We start from the raw sequence: 21,391 nt of genomic DNA, 5'->3' as shown, positions 1-21,391 counted from the left end.
GCCCCAATGAATCCTGCGGGCAGCACCCCCGGCGAACTCGATACTCCGGCCTTCACCCCCGGCTGGGGCGAGGACTACCAGCGGCTGAGCCGCAACCCGGGGAATATTGCGCTGTTTCGGGACCGGCGCCGCGCCATCCTGGAACAGCAATACCAGGGCTTTCGCGACGGCATGCCGATCGCCGAGCTGATCCATGGCCACGCCCGGCGCATCGACGAGCTTCTCAAGCTGATCTGGGCTCAGAAGGGCCTCGCGGATGACGACCAGCTATGCCTGATCGCGGTCGGTGGCTATGGCCGCGGCGAACTGCACCCGGCCTCCGATATCGACATCCAGATCATCCTCGAGGGCGAACATGACCCCGCCCTCTTCGACCGGATCAGCGACTTCGTCACGTTCCTCTGGGACATCGGCATCGAGGTCGGGCACAGCGTGCGCAGTATCGACGACTGCACGCGCGAGGCGCGCGACGACATCACCGTCGCGACCAACCTGATCGAGGCCCGCTACCTGGCCGGCCATCTCAGCCTGTTCAACGACTTCCGTGGCGCCATCGAGCCCGACCGCATCTGGGACTCGCGCAGTTTCTATGCCGCCAAGCTGGCCGAACAACAAGCACGCCACCGGCGTTTTGGCGAGACCGCCTACCGCCTCGAGCCGAACGTCAAGGAAGGCCCCGGCGGCCTGCGCGACATCCAGATGATCGGCTGGGTCACCAAGCGTCATTATGGCGCCGAGCGCATCGAGGAGCTGGTGTCACTGGGCTTCCTGCGCGAGGGTGAGTTCCGCGAGATGATGGAGGGCCAGAACTTCCTCTGGCGGGTACGCTTTGCCCTGCACATGCTCGCTGGCCGCCGCGAGGACCGCCTGCTTTTCGATCTGCAGCGCCAGCTGGCCAACACCTTCGGCTTCGTCGACCAGAACCACAACCGGGCGGTCGAGCAGTTCATGCAGCGCTACTTCCGCACCATCAACGATCTCGAGCGGCTGAACGAACTGCTGCTGCAACACTTCAACGAGGCCATCCTCGACGATCCGGAAGCCTTGCAGGACCCCGTACGCATCCACCAGCGTTTCCAGGTCCGGGGCGGCTACCTCGAGGCGGCGCACGATCAGGTCTTCATGATCTATCCGCCGGCGCTGCTGGAGGTCTTCCGCCTGCTCCAGGAACACCCGGAGATCCAGGGCATCCGCGCCTCCACCATCCGCCTGATCCGGGCCCACCGCCACCTGATCGATGGGCACTTCCGCCGCAATCCGGTGTGCCGCGAGCTCTTCATGGACATCCTGCGCGCCCCGCGCGGGATCACCAGCCAGCTGCGCCGCATGAACCGCTACGGCGTGCTGGGCAATTACCTGCCGGCCTTCGGGCGCATCATCGGACGCATGCAGTACGACCTGTTCCACGCCTACACCGTGGACGAGCACACCCTGAACGTGGTGCGCAACGCGCGGCGCCTGGCGCTGCCCGAGTTCGCGCACGAACAGCCCCTGGCGCACCAGATCTACTCCGGACTGGTGCGCCCCGAACGCCTGGTGCTGGCCGCCCTGTTTCACGACATCGCCAAGGGCCGCGGGGGTGATCATTCCGAGCTGGGGGCCCACGATGCCCTGCATTTCTGCCAGCATCACGGCCTGTCGGACGCGGATGCCGGCCTGGTTGCCTGGCTGGTGCGTTCCCACCTGCTGATGTCGCTGACGGCCCAGCGCAAGGACATCTCCGATCCCGAGGTCGTCATGGGTTTCGCCCGCGAGGTGGTCACCCGCGAACGCCTGGACTTTCTCTATCTGCTGACCATTGCCGACATCCGCGGAACCAATCCGGAGCTGTGGAACAGCTGGAAGGATTCCCTGCTCCAAACCCTTTATCACGCCACCCGCAATGTCCTGGACCGGGGTCTGGATACCCCGCCGGACATGGACGAACAGATCCGACAAACCCGCACCGAGGCACTCGCGTTAATCGAACAACAAGGCTTCGATACCGATCAGGCCCGGAAGTTGTGGGACGAACTGGACGACGAATACTTCCTGCGCCATTCCGCCGACGAGATCGCCTGGCACGGCCGGGCCCTGCTGCCACTCCCCCCGGACGCCCTCCCCCTGATCCTGGTGCGCCCGAAGACCTCGCGCGGGAGCACGGAGATCTTCGTCTACGCCAGCGACCATCCCCGGATCTTCGCGCGCATCACCAGCGCCCTGACCCAGTTGGGACTGGACATCGTGGACGCACGGATCATCACGACCGCAGCCGGCCGCACGCTGGATACCTTTCTGGTTCTCGAAAGCGGCGGGGGCCAGACGGTGGATGCCGGTTATCGCTCCGAAGAGATCCGCCAGAGCCTCGAACGTGAACTCGAACGCGAAGGGACCATCCCCAACCCGGCCTCACGCCAGCTTCCACGCCGCCTCAAGCACTTCGACGTGGATACGCAGATCGAATTCGAACCCGCTGCGGGCGGCCAGGCAACGCGCATGCGGCTGCGCGCTTTGGACCGACCCGGCCTGCTGTCGACCATCGGGCATGTCCTTGCCGAGCAGGGAATCGACGTGCGGACTGCACGCATCGCCACGGCCGGGGAACAGGTCGAGGACAGTTTCCTCCTCAGCCGCCCCGACCACGCGGCGCTCGACGACGAGGATCAGGCCCGCCTGCGCAAGGCCCTGCTCGGCGCCATCTGACGGCAACCGGGTCAGCGGACGCGCGCCTCCAGAGGTCGAGGCCCTGCCTCGTCCGACGCCGTCCCCGCGCCCAGCAGGCGCGCCTCGAAATCGGTCAGGACACTGAACTCGACTCGGCGGGATGCCCGACGATCCTCCTCGCCGCGCTCGTCCAGCACCCGGCGCGAAGAGGACAACCCCACGGCCGCGACCCGCGAGCGGAACCAGTCCGCCTCCTGCAGGGGCTCCAGCTGATAGGCATATTCCAGCACCGCGCGCGTGCGGCGCTGGCTAAGATCCATGTTTCCGAAATAGGCATCCAGCGCATCGTCGCTGCCGGCCCACTCGCTGGAGGTGTGGCCCTCGATCCGCACCTCCCGAATGACCTCGGCGAACGGACGCAACTGTTCCGCGTAGCGCGGCATGAAGTCCTCGAGAATCGCCTCGAAGCGCGGCCGGATGCGTGCCGAACTGCGCTCGAACAGGACCTCCGGCTCGCGAAAGCGCAAGGTCAGGCTATCGCGGTCCAGTTCCGCATCCCAGCGCGGCAAATCCTCGCGAAACTCCTCCTCCAGAACCGAATAAATCGCCGCGCGCAAGGCGGCCGCCTCGTTGCGAACCTCGGTATGCACCGCACTCTCGCGCTCCACCTGAACCATGTGCAGCAGCGCGAGGAACAGGAAGATCATCATCAGCGCGGCCATCAGGTCCGCCACCGCCAGCCAGTGCGAACCCTGATCGGCCTCGTTTCCCGCGGCCACACCTTGTCGCCGACGGCGGCGCGCCAACCAGGAAAACATCAGTTACGCCCGCCCGCGGAGGCGATGGCGGCGGAACGTTCCCCACCCCAGCGCGTCTCCGCCGCGAGCCCTGCCTGGACGGCATTCTCGATACTCTCGAGCATCGCCTCCAGCCGTGCGTCCATCGCCGGGAAGGCCTCGGTGGCACGATCCCGCAGGGCCGCGATGCTCCCCAGCAGGGCCTCCAGTTCCACCGTCTCGCGCCGCAGACTGGAGAGCGTCGATTCCTGATCCTCCACGTGCCGGGTGATCTGCAAGGCCTGCCCGGTCATGCGCTCCAGGGTCTGCTCGGTCTGTTCGACCCCGGCACGGGCCTGGTCGAAGGCCCGATGCAGGGTGTCCATCTGCTCGCGATACTGAGCCTGCCACTCCACCAGGCGGGCGACCGAGTCATCCAGACGCCGGAAGTTCTCGCCAAACTGTTCACCCAGGCGATCGTTGAAATCGTGGATCACCCGCTCCAGGGCCTCTACCAGGTGTCCGCTGCTCATTTCGGTGATACGTTCGGCCATGCCATCGAGCGCGCCGGTCAGTTCGCGGTGCTGTTGCTCCAGCCGGGCATCCAGGCGCTGATCGAGGGCCCGCACCGCCTCCACTACGGCCAGCGAGGCATCCCGTTGTTGTGCCGCCAGGTGCGCATTATCCAATGGTGCATCCGACGCACCCTCAGCAGACGGTTCGGGGGATGCCGTCGGTGCGGGTACCATCACCTGAACCATCCGCAACACCGCAGCCAGCAAGATGCCCACGATACTGGTCACGAAGGCCAGCTTGAGCCCCTCCAGCAAGGCCGGGATACTGGCCTCCACCCGTCCAGCATCAAAATCCAGCAGCCCAATGGCGACCCCGAGGAAGGTGCCGAGGATCCCCACGGTGGTCAGCAGCGCGGGCGCCGCTCCCTGCAAGGACTCGGCGCGGCGCAATGCCGTCGCCGTCAACGCCGCCAGGAACAGCCCAAACAGCAACAGCGCGAACAAGCCAATCACACTTAATGGACTGAGCCCCTGCAACGTGGCCAACAGCGCCTCGGCGACCCGATCGAAAATTCCGGTCATGTGCTTCCTCCGTCCCGCGGCGCCGGTAGCGCCCGCGCGGTCGTGCGATTCGTAAGAACCGGATGCAAGCAAAAACAACGCCAGACCCACCAAAGACCGGTGGAACGGGGCTTTCAGGCACGACAGGACCGGGCGCGCCACAAGATGCCGACGGATTCCCGACACCCACGGACCAGACGGCCAAGCCCAACCAAAGCCCAATCGTCCATTCTTTGACGCCCCGGAACGGGACGAAATCGCGCGCCTGCCCCGTCTTACCTAGTGAAGCCCAATAGACGGTGGCTCCATGCCTGCGACGGTCACGCCTGCTGCGAACGTGTCATGCAAGCCCACCGGCCCGCCCCGGCGGCGGCCGGCGCTCGTCTGGCTGGCACTCGCCATCCTGCTCTGGTTGCTGAGCACCCCGGCTCAGGCACAAGCCCCATTCACCTTCGGGATTCAGCCATTTGCCAGCCCGCCAGCGCTGTTCACACGCTACGCGCCCCTGCGCGACTGGCTGGGAACGGAACTCGGCCAGCCGGTACGGCTAGAGTCCGCACGCGACCTGCCGACGCTCCTCGAACGCACCCGAGAGGGCCGCTACGACTTGATCCTCGTGGCACCGCAGGTAGTGCCGCTCCTCACGGAAAACGGGCCCTACCGCTTACTGGTACGCAGCGAGGAAGAGCTGGCGATGGTCCTCCTGGTGCGGCCCGGGGGTGGCATCGATTCGCTTGCCGGCCTCGCAGGCCGATCCCTCGCAGTCCCGTACAAGGAAAGCCGCGCGGCGACCCTCGCACGCAGCCTGACTGACGCCCAGGACTGGCCCGACCCACCCGGCCCGCCCCGCTACCTGCACTATCACCACAACAACGCGGCAGTGGCCGCATTCCAACGCGGAATCGCCGATGCCCTCGTCATGATCATCGAAGGCAACGTATTGCCGGTACGACCGGATATGGAAGGCACCCGCCAACGCCACATGTCGCTGGGCGACGGAAGCCTGGTGCGTATCCTCGCCCAATCCGAACGGTTCCCGGGGCTTACCCTTCTGGTACACGAACGTCTGGATCGCGACATCCCGCGGTTGCACCATCGCCTGATCACGCTGCAGCAGAGCCCGTCCGGCACAACACTCCTGAGGCATATCGGACACCGCGGATTCATCGAGGCGCATGCCGGCGAGTACGCGGCATTTCAGGGTGCGCTGGATGACCTGGAAGCCAAATTCGATCTCCGGGCCCCCATCCCGGCCGGGAACCCGACCCCGTAAGTCCAGGCCGCAGCATCCATCACGCCCGCCGCGCGGACGCGGACCGCTCCTGGGGTTTCGGCTTCTCCCCCGCTACCTCGCCATCCACCCACCCCAATGATCGCCCCCGACCGCCGTGGCCTTCCCCAAATTTCAAACGGCACGGGCATCCATCGTCCAGTATCGTTAAAATGGTCGGGATAACATCCATGGCCGCACCACGCGGTGACTCTGGCGCGCACGCAACCCGGATTCCGTCGATGCCCCTTCCCGGCCCGGCTCCAACCAGCTCTGGCCCCACCCCTGCCGGCATCGCCCCACAGGCGTCGGCGCCCCCCCCATGCGCCTGAATTTCGCCTGGCAGATCATTATCGGCACCGTCGCGATCCAGGTCGCGATGGTGGCAGCGCTGATGATCAGCGGCATCTCCCAGGTGCAGCACAACCAGTCGCAGATGCTGGAACGCTTTGCCGAACAGCAGGGCCGCCTGCTCTCCAGCGCGCTGACCCCCGGCCTGGCCTACGCGGATCCGGCGATGCTGCAGGACCTGCTCGAGCTCGTCGCGGACGACTCCAATGTCCTCTATGCCGTGGTACTCGATGCCCAGGACCAGCCGATGGCGTCGGTGGGCATCTCGCCGGACACCATCCCGGCACGCGCGGACGGCACTCGCACCACGCCCGGGCAGATCGAGATCCTTCGCGACATTGAGCTGGCCGGGCAACCACTGGGGACTCTGGCGGTGGGCTATTCCACCGATGCGATCGACGCCCTGTCCGCCACCCTCCTGCAGCGCAACGTCCTGCTGGCACTGGGCGTGCTCGTGTTGTCCATGCTGGCCGCGGTGGTCTTCAGCCTGGTTATTACTCGCCGCCTGCGCCTGTTGAACCAGGGCGGCAAGGCGCTACAGGGCGGCCGTCTGGACCATCGCATCCCGGTGCGGTCGCACGACGAGTTCGGCGACCTCGCGCGCACCTTCAACGATGTCGCCGCCCATCTGGGGTCCACCCAGACCACCCTGGAACAACAGAACCAGCAACTGAACCGCTCGGTCGCGCGCCTGGAGTCCATGCTCGGCGGTGCCAATGCGATCTTGTGGGAGGCTGACCCGCGCACCCACGAATGGGAGTTCGTGTCCGGCGACACCCGCCGTCTGCTGGGCTTCCCGGCCCACAACCTGGGCCGGGGCGAGCTGCGCGCCCGGCATATCCACCCTGCCGACCTGCCGCGCGTGCAGAACGCCGCCCGCGAGAGCCGGACCAGCCCGCGCACGGTGGACTACCGCTTCGCCCATCGCGATGGCCAGTGGATCTGGCTGCGAGACATCCTCTCCTGGGCCCGTGACGCGGACGGCCGGGAGAGCCTGCGCGGCCTGACCCTGGATATCACCACCCACCGACGCACCACCGATGCTCTGGCGGAAAGCGAGAACCGCTACCGCGACGTGGTGGACCACATCTCCGAGGTCATCTTCCGTACCGATGCCGAAGGCCACTGGACCCTGCTGAATCCAGCCTGGGAGGCCCTGACGGGGTTCAGCGTGGAAGAGACTCTCGGCCGCCCGCTGTGCGACTTTGTAGCCCCCGAGGACCACGACGACGCCCATAGCTTCTGTGCCACCCTCCTCGAGGGCGGCTCCCATTCGCAATCCGAGGAGATCCGTCTGCGCACCCGCGACGGTGACATCCGCTGGGTCAGCATCTACGCCAGTGCCCGCTTCGATGACCACGACCAGGTGATGGCGACCTTCGGCACGATGACCGACATCTCCGATCGCAAGCAGGCCGAGGACGAGATCCGGCGTCTCGCCTTCTTCGACGGGCTGACCCAACTGCCCAATCGCACCCTGCTGCACGACCGGCTGGGTCAGAGTCTCGCCAATACCGAACGCACCCGACTGCATGGCGCGTTGCTGTTCATCGATCTCGACAACTTCAAGGACATCAACGACACCCTCGGCCATGCAGTCGGCGACGACCTGCTACGCCAAGTCGCCGAGCGCATGCTGAACTCCGTGCGCGAGGCGGACACCCTCGCCCGCCTCGGGGGCGACGAGTTTGTCATCATCCTCAATGATCTCCACCCGGACCCGGCACGCGCGGCGACCCAGGCCGAGGCCGTGGGTCGCAAGCTCATCGAGATTCTGCGCGATCCATTCAAGCTGGCGGGACAGAGGCGGCACGTAACGCCCAGTATCGGCGCCACACTGTTCAGCGGCCGCAGTCTGAGCGTGGAGGAGATCCTCAAGCAGGCGGACCTCGCCATGTACCGGGCCAAGAACGCCGGGCGCAACACCGTGCGCTTCTACGACCCCGAGCTGCACCGTGCCGTCGAGGCCCGATTCGAGCTGGAGAGCGAGCTTCGCCACGCCCTGGATCAGGACGCCTTCAGCGTGCACTACCAGCCACAGGTGAACACGTCGGGCGCGGTTATCGGGGCCGAGATCCTGCTGCGCTGGAAGCACGCCAGCCGCGGGATGATCTCGCCCGCCGAGTTCATCCCCGTGGCTGAACAGACCGGTCTGATTGTCCCGATTGGCCGCAAGGTGCTGCGCGCGGCCTGTGAGCAGCTGGCCGCCTGGAAACACCAGCCCGCCTTTCGGGACCTCACCCTGTCGGTCAACGTCAGCGCGCGCCAATTCCGGCACAAGTACTTCGTGCGCGATCTGGCCGAGACGCTCGAGGCTACCGGCGCCCCGGGGCACCGCCTGAAGCTGGAGCTGACCGAGAGCATGCTGCTCGAAAACGTGGAGACCGTCATTGCCCACATCGAGGAATTGCGGAGCTTCGGCATCGAGTTCTCCCTGGACGACTTCGGGACCGGCTACTCCTCTCTCGCCTACCTCAAGCGACTGCCCCTCGCTCAGCTGAAGATCGATCAGTCCTTCGTACGCGACGTCCTGGACGATCCCAACGATGCCGCGATCGCCCAGATGGTGGTCAACCTGGCTCACACTCTCGACCTGGACGTCATCGCCGAAGGTGTCGAGAACGACCAGCAGCGGGCCTTCCTGTTCGGCCTCGGCTGCCGCCACTTTCAAGGCTACCTGTACGGCCATCCCGACACGCTGGCAGAACTTGAGGCCCTGGTGCTGCGCCAGAGCGGCAACGGAAACGCCGCAACCCACCCCTAACCATTCGTATTATCCGAATCGTTGGAGCCGTTTTTCGCCATTTTCATTCGTATAAATCGGATCTAAGGTGGCGGGTATTGCAACCTAGCCAACCAGAGGCGACTCGCCATGAGCACCAAGATCCTGATCCTGTACTACTCCACCTGGGGCCACATCGAGCAGATGGCCGAAGCTGTGGCCCGCGGCGCCCGTGAGGTCCCGGAGACCGAAGTCACGATCAAGCGCGTCCCCGAGCTGATGCCGGACGACGTGGCCCGCAATGCCGGCGCCAAGCTCGACCAGGCCGCCCCCATCGCCAAGCCCGAAGAACTGGCGGACTACGACGCGATCATCATCGGCACCCCTACCCGCTTCGGTCGGATGGCCGCGCAGATGGCCAACTTCCTCGATCAAACCGGTGCCCTGTGGTTCGGCGACAAGCTGGTCGGCAAGGTCGGGAGCGTGTTCAGTTCCACCGCCTCACAGCACGGCGGCCAGGAGACCACCCTGATCTCGACCATCGTGAACCTGCTGCACTACGGTATGACCGTGGTTGGTCTACCCTACACCGAGAAGCGCCTGCTCGATGTCAGCGAGGTCTGCGGCGGTACCCCCTACGGGGCGACTACGCTGGCCGACGGCGACGGCTCGCGCCAGCCGAGCGAGAACGAACTGGGCATGGCCGCCTCGCAGGGGCGTCACGTCGCCGAGGTCGCCCGGGCCCAGCGTCTGGGGCGCGACGCCGGCTGACCCGCCACAGGTACATCCCAAAGGGGCGCATGCCCTGGCCGGATGTTGCCCGGGGACAAACCCGGTCGGGCACAGGCCCGACCGTAGCGACTGGGGACATCGATCCGCAGCACGACAAGGAGAGGATGGCAATGGACAACACGCTAGACGACAGTGGCAAGCTCGTACTCCGCCTGGCCCTCGGGATCATGATCCTGCTGCACGGCATCGCCAAGCTGACTGGCGGGATCAGTGGCATCGAAGGCATGGTTACCAACGCCGGACTCCCGGCGATCCTCGCCTATGGCGTCTACATCGGCGAGATCCTCGCCCCGATCCTCGTCATCATCGGCCTGTATTCGCGCATCGGCGCGGTGATTATCGCCATCAACATGCTCTTCGCCATCGCGCTCGCCCACACCCACGAGGTCTTCCTGCTCACCGGCACCGGCGGCTGGGCCCTCGAGCTGCAGGGCATGTTCCTGTTCACGGCCATCGCCCTGGCACTGACCGGTCCGGGCCGCCTGGCGATTAATCGCTGGTAGTCCCGGCCGTTTCCCGGGGCGGCGCAATGCCGCCCCTTTCGGGTACCATGCGCGACCCTGGCCCCCGCGCAGACATACCGCCATGCACAACGCCCAGACGCTGATCCTCGGCGCCCCGCAGATCCTCCCGGTCATTCCCCGCGACACCATCCTGCGGGATCACGTCCTGGTGATTCGTAACGGCGTGATCGAAGCCATCGAGCCGCAAGCCACCGCTCGCGCAAACCATCCCGACGCCGAGTACCGGGACCACCCCGGACAGGTCCTGATCCCGGGCCTGGTGAACGCCCATACGCATTCCGGCATGAGCCTCCTGCGCGGCATCGGCAGCGACCACACATTGATGGATTGGCTCAAGCGCTATATCTGGCCCGCCGAGGGCAAGCTGCTCTCCCCCGAATTCGTACGCGCAGGCACCCGCCTCTCCATAGCCGAGATGCTGCGCGGGGGCACGACGTGCTTCAGTGACATGTACCTGTTTGTGGACGATGCGGCCCGGGTGGTCGACGAGACCGGCATCCGCGCCTCGCTGGGCCTCACCGTGTTCGACTTCCCAACGCCCTGGGCAAGCACGGCAGACGAATACTTCCAGCGCGGCGCGGACGTCGTCGCGAACTGGGGGCACCATGACCGCATCGCCTTCAATGTCGCCCCGCACGCGCCATACACCGTGGGGGATACAAGCCTGGAGCGCGTGGCGGCCCGTGCCCGCGAACTGAACGCGCCCATCCACATGCATGTTCACGAGACGGCCAGCGAGGTCGCCGACGCCCTGCGCGACCAGGGCGAACGACCATTGGCCCGCCTCGCACGCCTTGGCATGCTGGACCAGCCCTTCATCGCGGTGCACATGACCCAGGTCGACGATACCGATCTGGATCTGCTGCGCGAACGCCCGATCTCCATCGCCCACTGCCCGGAATCCAATCTGAAACTCGCCTCCGGCTTCTGCCCGGTCACGCGGTTACAGGCCGCCGGCATCAACATCGCCCTCGGGACCGACGGCACCGCCTCCAACAACGATCTCGACATGATCGGCGAGATGCGCACCGCTGCACTGCTGGCCAAGGGCGTCAGTGGCGATGCCGCCGCCCTGCCCGCCACCGCCGCGCTGGAAATGGCGACGCTGGGGAGTGCCAAAGCCCTGGGACTCGCGGATCGGATCGGCTCCCTGGAGCCCGGCAAGCAGGCCGATGTGGTCGCAGTAGACCTGCAGGCGCTGGAACTGCAACCGGCGCACGACCCCAGTGCACAGATCGTTTACGCCGCCACCCGCGATGCCGTGCGCGATGTCTACGTGGCCGGACGGCCGTTGCTACGCGACCGCGAACTGCTTACGCTGAACTCGCAGGATCTCCACGCCGAAGCCGAGTACTGGCGCATCCGGGTGCTGGAAACCCAGCAGCCCACTGCCTGAGCGAGACAGACGCCATGAGCCCCGAACCCCTCTCCCAAACTTCTGCGCACGCAAACGTCGATAGCGCCGAGATCCACAAATTCACCCATCGGGCCCACGAATGGTGGGACCCGAAGGGCCCCTTCGCCACGTTGCACGCGATCAACCCGTTGCGCCTCGAATGGATCGACGGCCAGGCCGATCTCGCCGGCAAGAAGGTGCTGGATGTAGGCTGCGGCGCCGGCATCCTCTCCGAGGCAATGGCGGTTCGCGGCGCTCAGGTCACCGCGCTGGACGCCGGCGCCGAACACCTGGAGGTGGCGCGCGAACATGCGGTGGAGGCAGGGCTTGAGATCCACTACCTGCACACCACCGCCGAGGCGCACGCCGAACGTCACGCCGGCGACTACGACGTGGTGACCTGCCTGGAGATGCTGGAACACGTGCCCGATCCGGATGCCGTCATCGACGCCCTTGCAAAGCTCGTGCGCCCCGGCGGCTGGCTGTTCCTGTCCACCATCAACCGAACTCCGCGCGCCTTTGCCGAGGCCATCGTGGGGGCCGAATACGTGTTGCACATGCTGCCCACCGGCACCCATGAGTACGGCCGCTTCATCCGTCCCTCCGAACTGGGCACCGCCCTGCGCCGCCACGGGTTCGAGGTCACCGCGATGACCGGCCTGACCTATTCGCCCCTGAGCGGGCGTTATCGCCTGGTCGCCCGCACCGACGTGAACTACCTGATGGCCGCTCGCCGCGACGAAGCCGGCCCCGACGAATGACCCACGAACTCGGATCGGTCCTGTTCGACCTCGACGGGACCCTGCTGGACACCGCTCCCGACATGCATGCGGCCCTGGTCACCCTGATGGCCGAACACGACCGTGCGCCGCTGGCGTTCGAGGTCGTGCGTAACTTTGTCTCCCACGGGTCCCGGGCCCTGGTGGATCTCGCCTTCCCGGACGCCGATCCCGCCTTCGCGGAGCATCTCAAGAAGCGCTACCTGGAGATCTACGCCCGCGACCTGTGCCGGACCACCGCCCTGTTTCCCGGACTCGCAGAGCTGCTGGACGCCTGCGAGGCCCGCGGCTGGTCCGTCGGCGTGGTGACCAACAAGCCGGGCTGGCTGACCGATCCACTGCTGGAGGCCCTCGGGCTGCATGCGCGCATGGCAGCCGTCGTCAGCGGCGATACCCTGCCCCAGCGCAAACCCGCCCCGGAACCCATGTGGCTGGCCGCCCGGCAGACTGGCCTGCCGCCGGAACGCCACTGCTACTGGGGCGATGCAGAACGCGACATCGCGGCCGGACGGGCCGCCGGCATGCCCACCCTGATCGCCAACTGGGGCTACATCGACGCCAACCAGCGTCCGGATCAATGGGGCGCCGATGCCGCCCTGGAACAGCCGAACGACTTCTGGGCCTGGTACGCCGACGGAGCCGCCACGGAGCCCGGGCTTGCGCGCTGAATCCGCCCACCCCGGCGCCCCGCACGCCGGAAACAGGGCCTGAGCAGCCATGTCGCCCCGTATCCGTTCGGCCTACCGCCACTGTCGCCAGCGTGCCAAGGCGCATTACGAGAACTTCCCCGTGGCCTCCTGGCTGCTGCCCAGTCGCCTGCGCGGCCCCGTGGCGGCGATCTACTGCTTCGCACGCGATGCCGACGACCTGGCCGACGAGGACCCGCGTCCGGTCGCCGAGCGGCGCCAGGCGCTGCTGACGATGCAGGAACGGGTGCAGATCCTGGAAGACCCCGCCGCCGAACACGAACCCGAATGGATTGCCCTTGCCGACGCCCGCGCCCGCTTCGACCTCCCGGCCGCGCCGTTCTCCGACCTGATCGACGCCTTCCTGCAGGATCTGGAACAGACCCGCTATGCGACCTTCGGCGAGGTCATGGACTACTGCCGCCGCTCGGCCAACCCGGTTGGCCGGCTGATGCTGCACCTGAACGGCAACCCGACCGACGAGATGCTGGGGTACTCGGACGCCATCTGCTCGGCGCTGCAGCTGATCAACTTCTACCAGGACCTGCAGCAGGACCTGCAGGAGAACAACCGCATCTACCTGCCGCAGGAAGAGATGGACCAGTACGGCGTGACCGAAGCGATGCTGGCCACCGGGCAGACCACCTTCCAGCTACGCAACCTGATGCAGTTTCAATACGCCCGCGCCGACCGGCTGCTGCGCGCCGGGGCGCCGCTGGGCGGCCTGCTGCGCGGGCGCATGGGGCTGGAGATCCGGGCGATCATCAACGGCGGGGCACGCATCCTCTGGCGGCTGCGGCAGCAGGATGACGTCTTTGCCCGCCCGCGCCTGCGTACCCGCGACGCCTGGATCATCCTGAGCCACAGCCTTCGGCCGCGCCGCCGAAGACCGTAGGGATCGAGCCGCCGAGAACCCCTGGTTAAGCTGAGGGCTTAAAAGGCATCAAGCGGCAATGCCCTCGACCGTAAGGTGCTGGAGGTCAGTTCGTTCGCTTGCGTGCTCAAAGGTAATGGCGCAAACACCACCACTGGCATCGACATCCAGGGTCGTGTTCTCGTCAAGCGAGCGGGTTTCGGCCACGCTATCGCCTCGGAATTCGATATAAAGCGTATCCGTATCGCCGAAGTACTGGAGTTTCATGGCTGGAACCCTCGATCGAAAAAGGCGTTGTGAACGGTTTCTCCATCCGGCAGCAGAACAACGCGAAGGTAGCGTCCTTCAGCCTCCTCGACACGAGCCCATCTGCGGATACGCCCATCGCCTTGGACTTCTTCGCACAACGGTTGGTCGATTGCACTACTGATCCAGTGATCCCGGATCATTCGCCGATCCGGCCTCTCGCGTACAGTCTCGAAGTAACGTGTCGTCTTCACCGGAACGTCCCTGTTACCGGTTGCTATTGTTCAAAGCTTCCGCCGAGAACGGATCGCCGTCAAGCCGCTCACACTACCTTGCTGTAGCGCTGCGCGCTCTCCGTCTTCAGGTAGGCGTCGAAGGCCATGGCGACGTTGCGCAGCAGCAACCGCCCACGCGGCAGGATTTCCAGGCGCCCCGCGCCGATCCGTACCAGTCCATCGGCCTCCATGCCCTGCAGCCGCTCCAGTGCATCCCCAAGGACCTCGCCGAACACGATCCCGTGGCGCGCCTCGATCGCGGCGAAATCGATGCGCGAGTGGCACATGAGTTCGGTAATCACGTCCCGGCGCAGCCGATCGTCGGCACTCAGTTCGAGTCCGCGAAACACCGGCAGGCGCCCGGCATCCAGCCGCGCGTAATAGGCATCCAGTTCGCGCAGGTTCTGGCTGTAGGTGGCGCCCACCTTGCCGATAGCCGTCGGCCCCAGTGCCACCAGGTCGTACTCCGCCCGTGTGGAGTAGCCCTGGAAATTGCGCTGCAGCGTCCCGGCGCGCTGGGCCGTGGCCAGTTCGTCGTCCGGCAGGGCAAAGTGGTCCATGCCGATGTATACATAGCCGGCATCGGTCAGGCGAGCGATGGTGGTCTCGAGGATCGCCAGCTTCTCCGCGGCGTCCGGCAGGTCGGCCTCGCGGATCTGGCGCTGAGTCTTGAACATCTGCGGCAGGTGCGCGTAGTTGTAGATCGCCAGGCGCTCCGGGCGCAGCTCCAGCGCGCGCTCCAGGGTGGCGGTATAGGTCTCCACCGTCTGCAAGGGAAGGCCGTAGATCAGGTCCAGGTTGGTGGATTCAAAGCCGTTGGCCCGCGCCTGCTCCACCGCCTGCGCGGTCACCTCGAACGGCTGGATGCGGTTCACCGCCCGCTGCACGTTCGGGTCGAAATCCTGCACCCCGAGGCTGATCCGGTTAAAACCCAGCTCGCCCAGCAGCGGGATGGTCCCGGGCCGCACCGCGCGCGGATCAATCTCGATGGAGAACTCGCGGGCATCGCTTTCGTCCAGGCGGAAGTGCCTCGCCAGCGTCGCCATCACCCGGCGCAGATCGTCATCGCCAAGATAGGTCGGCGTGCCGCCCCCGAAGTGCAGCTGCCCGACAGTGCGTTCCCGATCGAACAGCTCGCCCTGCAATTCGGCCTCGCGCTCCAGATACTGCAGGTAGCGCTGGGCGCGCTGGTAATTTCCGGTGATGACCTTGTTGCAGGCGCAGTAGAAGCACACCGTGTCGCAGAACGGGACATGCACGTACAGCGACAGGGGGCGCGCCGGATCGGCCCCGTTGGTCGCCTGCGCCGCCTCGGCATAGGCGCGGTCGTCGAAGCCCTCGTGAAACTGTGGCGCGGTGGGATACGACGTGTACCGCGGCCCACTCACGTCGTATCGGCGCAGGATTTCGGGATCAAACACCAGGCGTTGTTCCATTGGGAGCTCCACAGCCGTCGCCGCGCACTCGCGACCTTGGTTCTGCAGACTACGGCCGCACGCCAGGCCCGAGCTTGATACAGGTCAACAATCCGCCTTCGGCGCCCTCTCCCGCCCCCTGTGCTGCCTGTGCTAGCCTTCTCCTCCCTGTTCGACACCCGCCACGCGAGAGCGCATGTCCCCCGACGAGTATTGCGAGGAGAAGGCCGCGCAAAGCGGCTCCAGCTTCTACTACGCGTTCCGCTTTCTGGAACCGGATCGCCGTCGCGCCATCACGGCGCTGTACGCCTTCTGCCGGGAAGTCGACGACATCGTCGACGAGGTGAGCGAGGAGAGCATTGCGCGCACCAAGCTCGACTGGTGGCGCCAGGAGATCGAACGCCTGTTCGCCGGCGAACCCCGCCACCCCATCACCCAGGCCCTGCAGCCGCACATCGCCGCCTTTGACCTCGGGCGCGAGTACTTCGACGAGATCATCGACGGCATGCAGATGGATCTCGACTACGACAGCTATCCGGACTTCACCACGCTGTCGCTGTACTGCTACCGCGCGGCCAGCGTCGTGGGCATCCTGTCCGCTCACATCTTCGGCTACACCGATCGGCGCACTCTCAAGTACGCCCACGACCTCGGCATGGCGTTGCAGCTCACCAACATCCTGCGCGACGTACACGAGGACGCCATGCGTGGCCGCGTGTACATCCCCATGGACGAGCTCAGCAAGCACGGGGTCAAGCCGGAGGAATTCCAGATCAACATCACCGACGACCGCCACCGCGCCCTGTTCGCGGAGCAGGCGGAACGGGCGCGACGCTACTACGAACGCGCCGAGGAACACCTCCCGGACGCCGACCGCTACGCCCAGCGCCCGGGCCTGATCATGGCAGCCATCTACCGCACCCTGCTCGACGAGATCGCGGACGATGGCTATCGCGTGCTGGAACACCGCGTACGCCTGACCCCGATCCGCAAGCTGTGGATCGCGTGGCGCACCGCGCGCCGCCTGAAGCGCGAACAACGCCGCCGCGCGACCTGATGCCATGATCTCCGGCTCACCCCACGCGCCCGTCGTCGTGGTCGGCGCGGGCTGGGCCGGCCTGACCGCCGCGCTGGCGCTTGCACGCGCCGGGCACCCCGTGCACCTGATCGAGGCCGGCAAGGCCCCCGGTGGCCGTGCCCGCAGCCTCGACCTGGACGGTACCCCGCTCGACAACGGCCAGCACATCCTGGTCGGGGCCTGCCAGCAGACCCTGCAGCAGATCCGTTCGGTCGGCATCAACCCCGAGCAGGCGTTTCAGGCCCTGCCCTTCGGCCTGCGCATGTTTGAGCCCACGGGCCGGCCGCAGGCCCCGGCGTTCCAGCTGGAACCACGTTCGCCCCGGTTGCCCGCCCTGGCCGCCGCGCTTTACCGGGCGCTTGCGAAGCACTCCCTTGGTACACGCCTGCGTGCACTGTCCGGCGCCGCCGCCATGTTGCACCGGCCCCTGCGCGACGATCTCCCCGTCCTCGACTGGCTGCGCCAGCGCCGTCAGCCCGACGCCCTCATTCGCAGCCTGTGGGACCCGTTGTGCCTGGCGGTGATGAACACCCCGCCCCGAACCGCCTCGGCCCGCATCTTCCAGAACGTCCTGCGCCTGGCACTCAACCATGGCCCGGAAGCCGCGCGCCTTCTCGTCCCCGCGCGGCCACTCGGCGAGCTGTTCCCGGAACCGGCTGTACAGGAACTCCGGGAGCGTGGCGCCAGAGTGGATCTTGGCCGCCGCATCACCGCCATTGAGCGCAGCACGACTCACGACGCCGCCCCCTACCGCCTGCGCGACCGCCAGGGCGTGGCGAGCCCGGCGCGCGGCGTGATCCTGGCCGCCCCTCCAGCCGCCGCCGCTGCCCTGCTTCCGCACGAAACCGGCTGGGAGGCCACGCACCAGGGCCTGAATGCCATGAGCGCCCGCAGCATCTGCACCGTCTACCTGCGCTATGCGCGGCGCCTTGATGATCTTCCGCCACTACAGGGGCTGCTGGACCAGCATGGCCAATGGCTAATCGCGCGGAATGTCGCCGGGGCGCCACACTGGCTGGCGGTCGTGATCTCCGCGGCCGACGACCTCGAACCGTTGACGGCGGATGCGCGATGGCGCACCGTCGCCCGCTCCCTGGCCCAAACCTTCCCCGAACTGGGCGAACCCGAGACCGGCCACAGCATTTGCGAACGCCGCGCGACGCTGGACGCGCAAGCCGGTCTGGATGCACGTCGCCCGCCGGCCCGCACGCCCTGGCCGGGGTGTTATCTGGCCGGGGATTACCTGACGCCTGCACTGCCGTCCACGCTCGAAGCGGCCGTACAATCTGGACTAGAATCGGCGCACCTGTACCTGGAGGACCATCCTTGACCGATCTCGATATTCCCCGCCTGCTCGCCTACCGCCCGGAACCCGGCGCCTTCGATGAACGCGTGATCCTGGTCACCGGGGCCGCCGACGGCATCGGCCGCGCGGTTGCCGAGGCCTGTGCCGCGGCCGGCGCGATCGTGGTGCTGCTGGACAAGGACCTGAAGGGCCTCGAAGCGGTCTATGACCGGATCGAACAGGCCGGTCACCCGCAGCCCGCGATCTACCCACTGAATCTCGAAGGCGCGACGGTCAAGGACTATGGTGACCTGGCGGAGAACATCCGCGACTCGCTGGGCCGCCTGGACGGGCTGGTAATGAACGCGGGCTGGGCCGGCGCCCTGATGCCGATGAAGAACTACGACCCGGAGCTGTGGTTCAAGGTCATCAACAGTAACCTGCACGGCCCGTTCTTCCTCACGCAGGCCGTCCTGCCGCTGCTGGAGGCCAGTCCCACCGGGAGCCTGGTCGTGTCCACTCAGAACGCCCGCAAGGCCTTCTGGGGCGCCTTCGGCATGGCCAAGGCGGCCCAGGACGGCCTGATCGACATCCTGTCGCACGAGCATCGCAACGAACCGCGCTTCCTGCACGTGAACGGTATCGACACCGGCCCGGTGCGCACCCGCTTCCGCGCCGGCCATTATCCCGGGGAAAACCCCGACCTCCTGCCCGAGCCCGAGGCCGTGGTCGGCCCCTATCTGTACTTCCTGGACCCCGGCGACCGCACCACCACCGGTCTGAACATCAGTCTGGAAGGCCAGGTCCCGGTGCCCGACGCGGCGTCCTGAACCGCAGCGGCGTCAGGCGCGCGGCCGCTTGCCGGCCGGGCGCCCTTTGCGCACCTTCCCACCACCCGCGCGCGGCTTGCCGCCCTTGGGCGCGGCAGAGCGTGCCCCGGCCTTGCCCGCTGGCGCTGGCTTGCCACCGGGACGCGCCGCAGCCTCGACGCCGTTGTGCTGCGTCTGGAAGGTCTGGCCGCGCTTTTTCAGCGCCTTGCCGCCTCGGGTGATGCGCCCGCCGGTGGACGGACGTGCCGCACCCTGACCGGTCCCGGCCGGCTGCCAGGTCGGCACCAGCTGATGCTTGCCATTGCCGATCAGGTCCGCACGCCCCATGCGTTGCAGGGCATCGCGCAGTAGCGGCCAGTTGTTCGGATCGTGATAGCGCAGGAACGCCTTGTGCAGACGCCGCGCGCGCGCCCCGCGAGGCACCGGGACGCGTTCGCTGGTCGTGCGCCGGATGCCGCGCAGCGGGTCGCGCCCGGAATGCCACATGGCGGTGGCCAGGGCCATGGGACTGGGCAGAAATGCCTGCACCTGATCCGCGCGAAAGTCGTTGCGCTTGAGCCAGAGCGCGAGCTGCAGCATGTCCTGGTCGGTGGTGCCGGGATGCGCGGCGATGAAATACGGGATCAGGTACTGCTCCTTCCCAGCCGCCTTCGAGTATTTCTCGAACATGGCCTTGAACCGGTCATAGGTCCCCATGCCCGGCTTCATCATGCGCGAAAGCGGTCCGGTTTCCGTATGTTCCGGCGCAATCTTCAGGTAACCCCCCACGTGATGGGTCACCAGTTCCTTCACATACTCCGGTGACTCGATCGCCAGGTCGTAGCGCAGCCCGGAGGCGATCAGTATCTTCTTGATGCCCGGCAGCGCCCGTGCCTTGCGGTACAGGCGAATGAGCGGCGCGTGGTCGGTGTCCAGGTTGCTGCAGATGCCCGGGTACACGCAGGACAGTCGCCGGCAGCTCTGCTCGATCTTCGGGTCCTTGCAGGCCAGGCGGTACATGTTGGCGGTCGGGCCGCCCAGATCCGAGATCACGCCGGTGAACCCGTCCACCTTGTCGCGGATCTCCTCGATCTCGCGCAGCACGCTGTCCTCGGAGCGGCTCTGGATGATCCGCCCTTCGTGTTCGGTGATGGAACAGAACGTACAGCCGCCGAAGCAGCCACGCATGATGTTGACCGAGAAGCGGATCATCTCCCAGGCCGGGATGCGCGCATCCCCGTAGGAGGGATGCGGGGCCCGCGCATAGGGCAGATCGAACACCGCATCCATCTCGGGGGTCGACAGCGGGATCGGCGGCGGGTTGAGCCAGACCTCCTTGTCCCCGTGGCGCTGCACGATCGCGCGGGCATTCCCCGGGTTGGTCTCCAGGTGCAGCACCCGCGAGGCATGCGCGTAGAGCACCGCATCGCCCTTCACCTGCTCGAAGGCCGGAATACGGATCACCGTTTGCTCGCGCGGGGTGCCGCGCGGGATATCCCGGTGAAAACGCACGACCTTCGCGCCCGCCTCCGCTTCTGCCGCCTGCGCATCCTGTGCCTCGGCATCGGCGCAGGTCTCGGGCGAGACCATGGCGTAGGGGTCGGGGTTGGCATCCACCGGTCCGGGGGTATCGACCTCGCTGGAATCCAGCTCCACGTAGCCGGCCGGCACCGCATCGCGCAGCAGGGCCGTCCCGCGCAGGTCCGTGATCTCGCGCGGGTGCTCGCCCGCAGCGACGCGATGGGCGAGCTCTACCAGGGCGCGCTCGGCATTGCCGAACAGCAGGATGTCGGCGCGCGAATCCAGCAATACGGAGCGGCGCACCTTGTCCTGCCAGTAGTCGTAGTGCGCGATACGCCGCAGGCTGGCCTCGATCCCGCCCGCCACGACCGGCACGTCCTTGTACGCCTCGCGGGCGCGCTGGGCGTACACGATCACCGCGCGGTCCGGGCGCTTGCCGTGCACGTCACCCGGGGTATAGGCATCGTTGGAGCGGATCTTCCGCTCCGCGGTGTAGTGGTTGACCATCGAGTCCATGTTCCCGGCGGTCACGCCGAAGAACAGGTTCGGCCGCCCCAGGGCCCGGAACGGCTCGGCCGAGGTCCAGTCCGGCTGCGCCAGAATGCCCACGCGGAACCCCTGGGCCTCCAGCAGCCGGCCGATGATCGCCATGCCGAAGCTCGGGTGGTCCACATAGGCATCGCCGGTCACCAGCACGATGTCGCAGCTCTCCCAGCCGAGATCGTCCATTTCCTCGCGCGTGGTTGGCAGAAACGGCGCCGTGCCAAAGCGCTTGGCCCAGTAGGGCTTGCGGGCGAACAGGGAATCGGGTGCTGCGGACATGACCAGGCTTCTTCCGGCGGACGCCGGCAACAGGAAATGCGCGCATTACAC

Annotated in this window: 17 protein-coding genes; 12 read left to right on the top strand and 5 right to left on the bottom strand. The window is 66.8% G+C overall.

Going from position 1 to position 21,391, the window contains the following annotated elements; all coding sequences use genetic code 11:
* Window positions 1–6: 6 nt before the first annotated feature.
* The gene (gene glnD / locus G335_RS0110485; RefSeq protein WP_018176722.1) at window positions 7–2,682 is read left to right on the top strand and encodes a [protein-PII] uridylyltransferase; all 2,676 of its coding nucleotides are present in this window, start codon (window positions 7–9) and stop codon (window positions 2,680–2,682) included.
* Between the two features lie 11 nt (window positions 2,683–2,693).
* On the opposite strand, the gene G335_RS0110480 is transcribed toward glnD, so the two are convergent.
* Both G335_RS0110480 and G335_RS0110475 read right to left on the bottom strand, forming a co-directional pair.
* Complete coding sequence (locus G335_RS0110480; RefSeq protein WP_018176721.1) at window positions 2,694–3,461, bottom strand: OmpA family protein; 768 nt, start codon at window positions 3,459–3,461, stop codon at window positions 2,694–2,696.
* Window positions 3,461–4,516: a hypothetical protein gene (locus tag G335_RS0110475; RefSeq protein ID WP_018169872.1), complete on the bottom strand. Its 1,056-nt coding sequence runs from the start codon at window positions 4,514–4,516 to the stop codon at window positions 3,461–3,463. The genes G335_RS0110480 and G335_RS0110475 overlap by 1 nt, the downstream gene beginning before the upstream one ends.
* A 391-nt stretch (window positions 4,517–4,907) precedes the next feature.
* Between G335_RS0110475 and G335_RS0110470 the strand changes: the two genes are divergently transcribed.
* From G335_RS0110470 to hpnC, 8 genes are all read left to right on the top strand, one after another.
* Window positions 4,908–5,768: a PhnD/SsuA/transferrin family substrate-binding protein gene (locus G335_RS0110470; protein ID WP_018176720.1), complete on the top strand. Its 861-nt coding sequence runs from the start codon at window positions 4,908–4,910 to the stop codon at window positions 5,766–5,768.
* Between the two features lie 319 nt (window positions 5,769–6,087).
* A complete protein-coding gene (locus tag G335_RS0110465) occupies window positions 6,088–8,880 on the top strand; it encodes an EAL domain-containing protein (RefSeq protein WP_018176719.1) in 2,793 nt (930 codons plus the stop codon).
* Window positions 8,881–8,988: 108 nt separating this feature from the next.
* Complete coding sequence (gene wrbA, locus G335_RS0110460; protein WP_018169875.1) at window positions 8,989–9,609, top strand: NAD(P)H:quinone oxidoreductase; 621 nt, start codon at window positions 8,989–8,991, stop codon at window positions 9,607–9,609.
* 131 nt (window positions 9,610–9,740) lie between these two features.
* Complete coding sequence (locus G335_RS0110455) at window positions 9,741–10,133, top strand: DoxX family protein (protein ID WP_018169876.1); 393 nt, start codon at window positions 9,741–9,743, stop codon at window positions 10,131–10,133.
* Between the two features lie 82 nt (window positions 10,134–10,215).
* Window positions 10,216–11,550: a TRZ/ATZ family hydrolase gene (locus tag G335_RS0110450; protein WP_018176718.1), complete on the top strand. Its 1,335-nt coding sequence runs from the start codon at window positions 10,216–10,218 to the stop codon at window positions 11,548–11,550.
* A 14-nt stretch (window positions 11,551–11,564) separates the two neighbouring features.
* Complete coding sequence (gene ubiG, locus G335_RS0110445) at window positions 11,565–12,311, top strand: bifunctional 2-polyprenyl-6-hydroxyphenol methylase/3-demethylubiquinol 3-O-methyltransferase UbiG (RefSeq protein WP_018145562.1); 747 nt, start codon at window positions 11,565–11,567, stop codon at window positions 12,309–12,311.
* The gene (gph, locus tag G335_RS0110440; protein ID WP_018176717.1) at window positions 12,308–12,997 is read left to right on the top strand and encodes a phosphoglycolate phosphatase; all 690 of its coding nucleotides are present in this window, start codon (window positions 12,308–12,310) and stop codon (window positions 12,995–12,997) included. Before ubiG ends, gph begins: the two co-directional genes overlap by 4 nt.
* Window positions 12,998–13,046: 49 nt before the next feature.
* The gene (gene hpnC / locus G335_RS0110435; RefSeq protein ID WP_018176716.1) at window positions 13,047–13,910 is read left to right on the top strand and encodes a squalene synthase HpnC; all 864 of its coding nucleotides are present in this window, start codon (window positions 13,047–13,049) and stop codon (window positions 13,908–13,910) included.
* A gap of 48 nt (window positions 13,911–13,958) precedes the next feature.
* On the opposite strand, the gene G335_RS0110430 is transcribed toward hpnC, so the two are convergent.
* Entirely contained in the window at window positions 13,959–14,156 is a 198-nt protein-coding gene (locus G335_RS0110430; protein ID WP_018145559.1) for a DUF2283 domain-containing protein, read from the bottom strand.
* A gap of 301 nt (window positions 14,157–14,457) precedes the next feature.
* Window positions 14,458–15,846: an oxygen-independent coproporphyrinogen III oxidase gene (hemN, locus tag G335_RS0110425; protein WP_018176715.1), complete on the bottom strand. Its 1,389-nt coding sequence runs from the start codon at window positions 15,844–15,846 to the stop codon at window positions 14,458–14,460.
* A gap of 175 nt (window positions 15,847–16,021) precedes the next feature.
* On the opposite strand from hemN, the gene hpnD reads away from it, so the two are divergent.
* From hpnD to G335_RS0110410, 3 genes are read left to right on the top strand one after another with little or no spacing between them, the layout of a single operon-like run.
* The gene (gene hpnD / locus G335_RS0110420) at window positions 16,022–16,882 is read left to right on the top strand and encodes a presqualene diphosphate synthase HpnD (protein ID WP_018176714.1); all 861 of its coding nucleotides are present in this window, start codon (window positions 16,022–16,024) and stop codon (window positions 16,880–16,882) included.
* A 4-nt stretch (window positions 16,883–16,886) separates the two neighbouring features.
* Window positions 16,887–18,233: a hydroxysqualene dehydroxylase HpnE gene (gene hpnE, locus G335_RS0110415; protein WP_018176713.1), complete on the top strand. Its 1,347-nt coding sequence runs from the start codon at window positions 16,887–16,889 to the stop codon at window positions 18,231–18,233.
* Window positions 18,230–19,018 (top strand): SDR family NAD(P)-dependent oxidoreductase, encoded by a 789-nt coding sequence (locus G335_RS0110410; protein ID WP_018169883.1) that lies wholly within the window; start codon window positions 18,230–18,232, stop codon window positions 19,016–19,018. Before hpnE ends, G335_RS0110410 begins: the two co-directional genes overlap by 4 nt.
* A 12-nt stretch (window positions 19,019–19,030) precedes the next feature.
* Here G335_RS0110410 and G335_RS0110405 read toward each other — a convergent pair whose 3' ends face one another.
* On the bottom strand, window positions 19,031–21,340 hold the full coding sequence (locus G335_RS0110405) for a YgiQ family radical SAM protein (RefSeq protein ID WP_018176712.1): 2,310 nt from the start codon (window positions 21,338–21,340) through the stop codon (window positions 19,031–19,033).
* Window positions 21,341–21,391 lie beyond the last annotated feature (51 nt).

The sequence above is a fragment of the Thioalkalivibrio sp. AKL8 genome (genome assembly GCF_000380525.1).
GTDB lineage: Bacteria > Pseudomonadota > Gammaproteobacteria > Ectothiorhodospirales > Ectothiorhodospiraceae > Thioalkalivibrio > Thioalkalivibrio versutus.
This window is presented reverse-complemented; position numbering and strand designations above follow the sequence as displayed.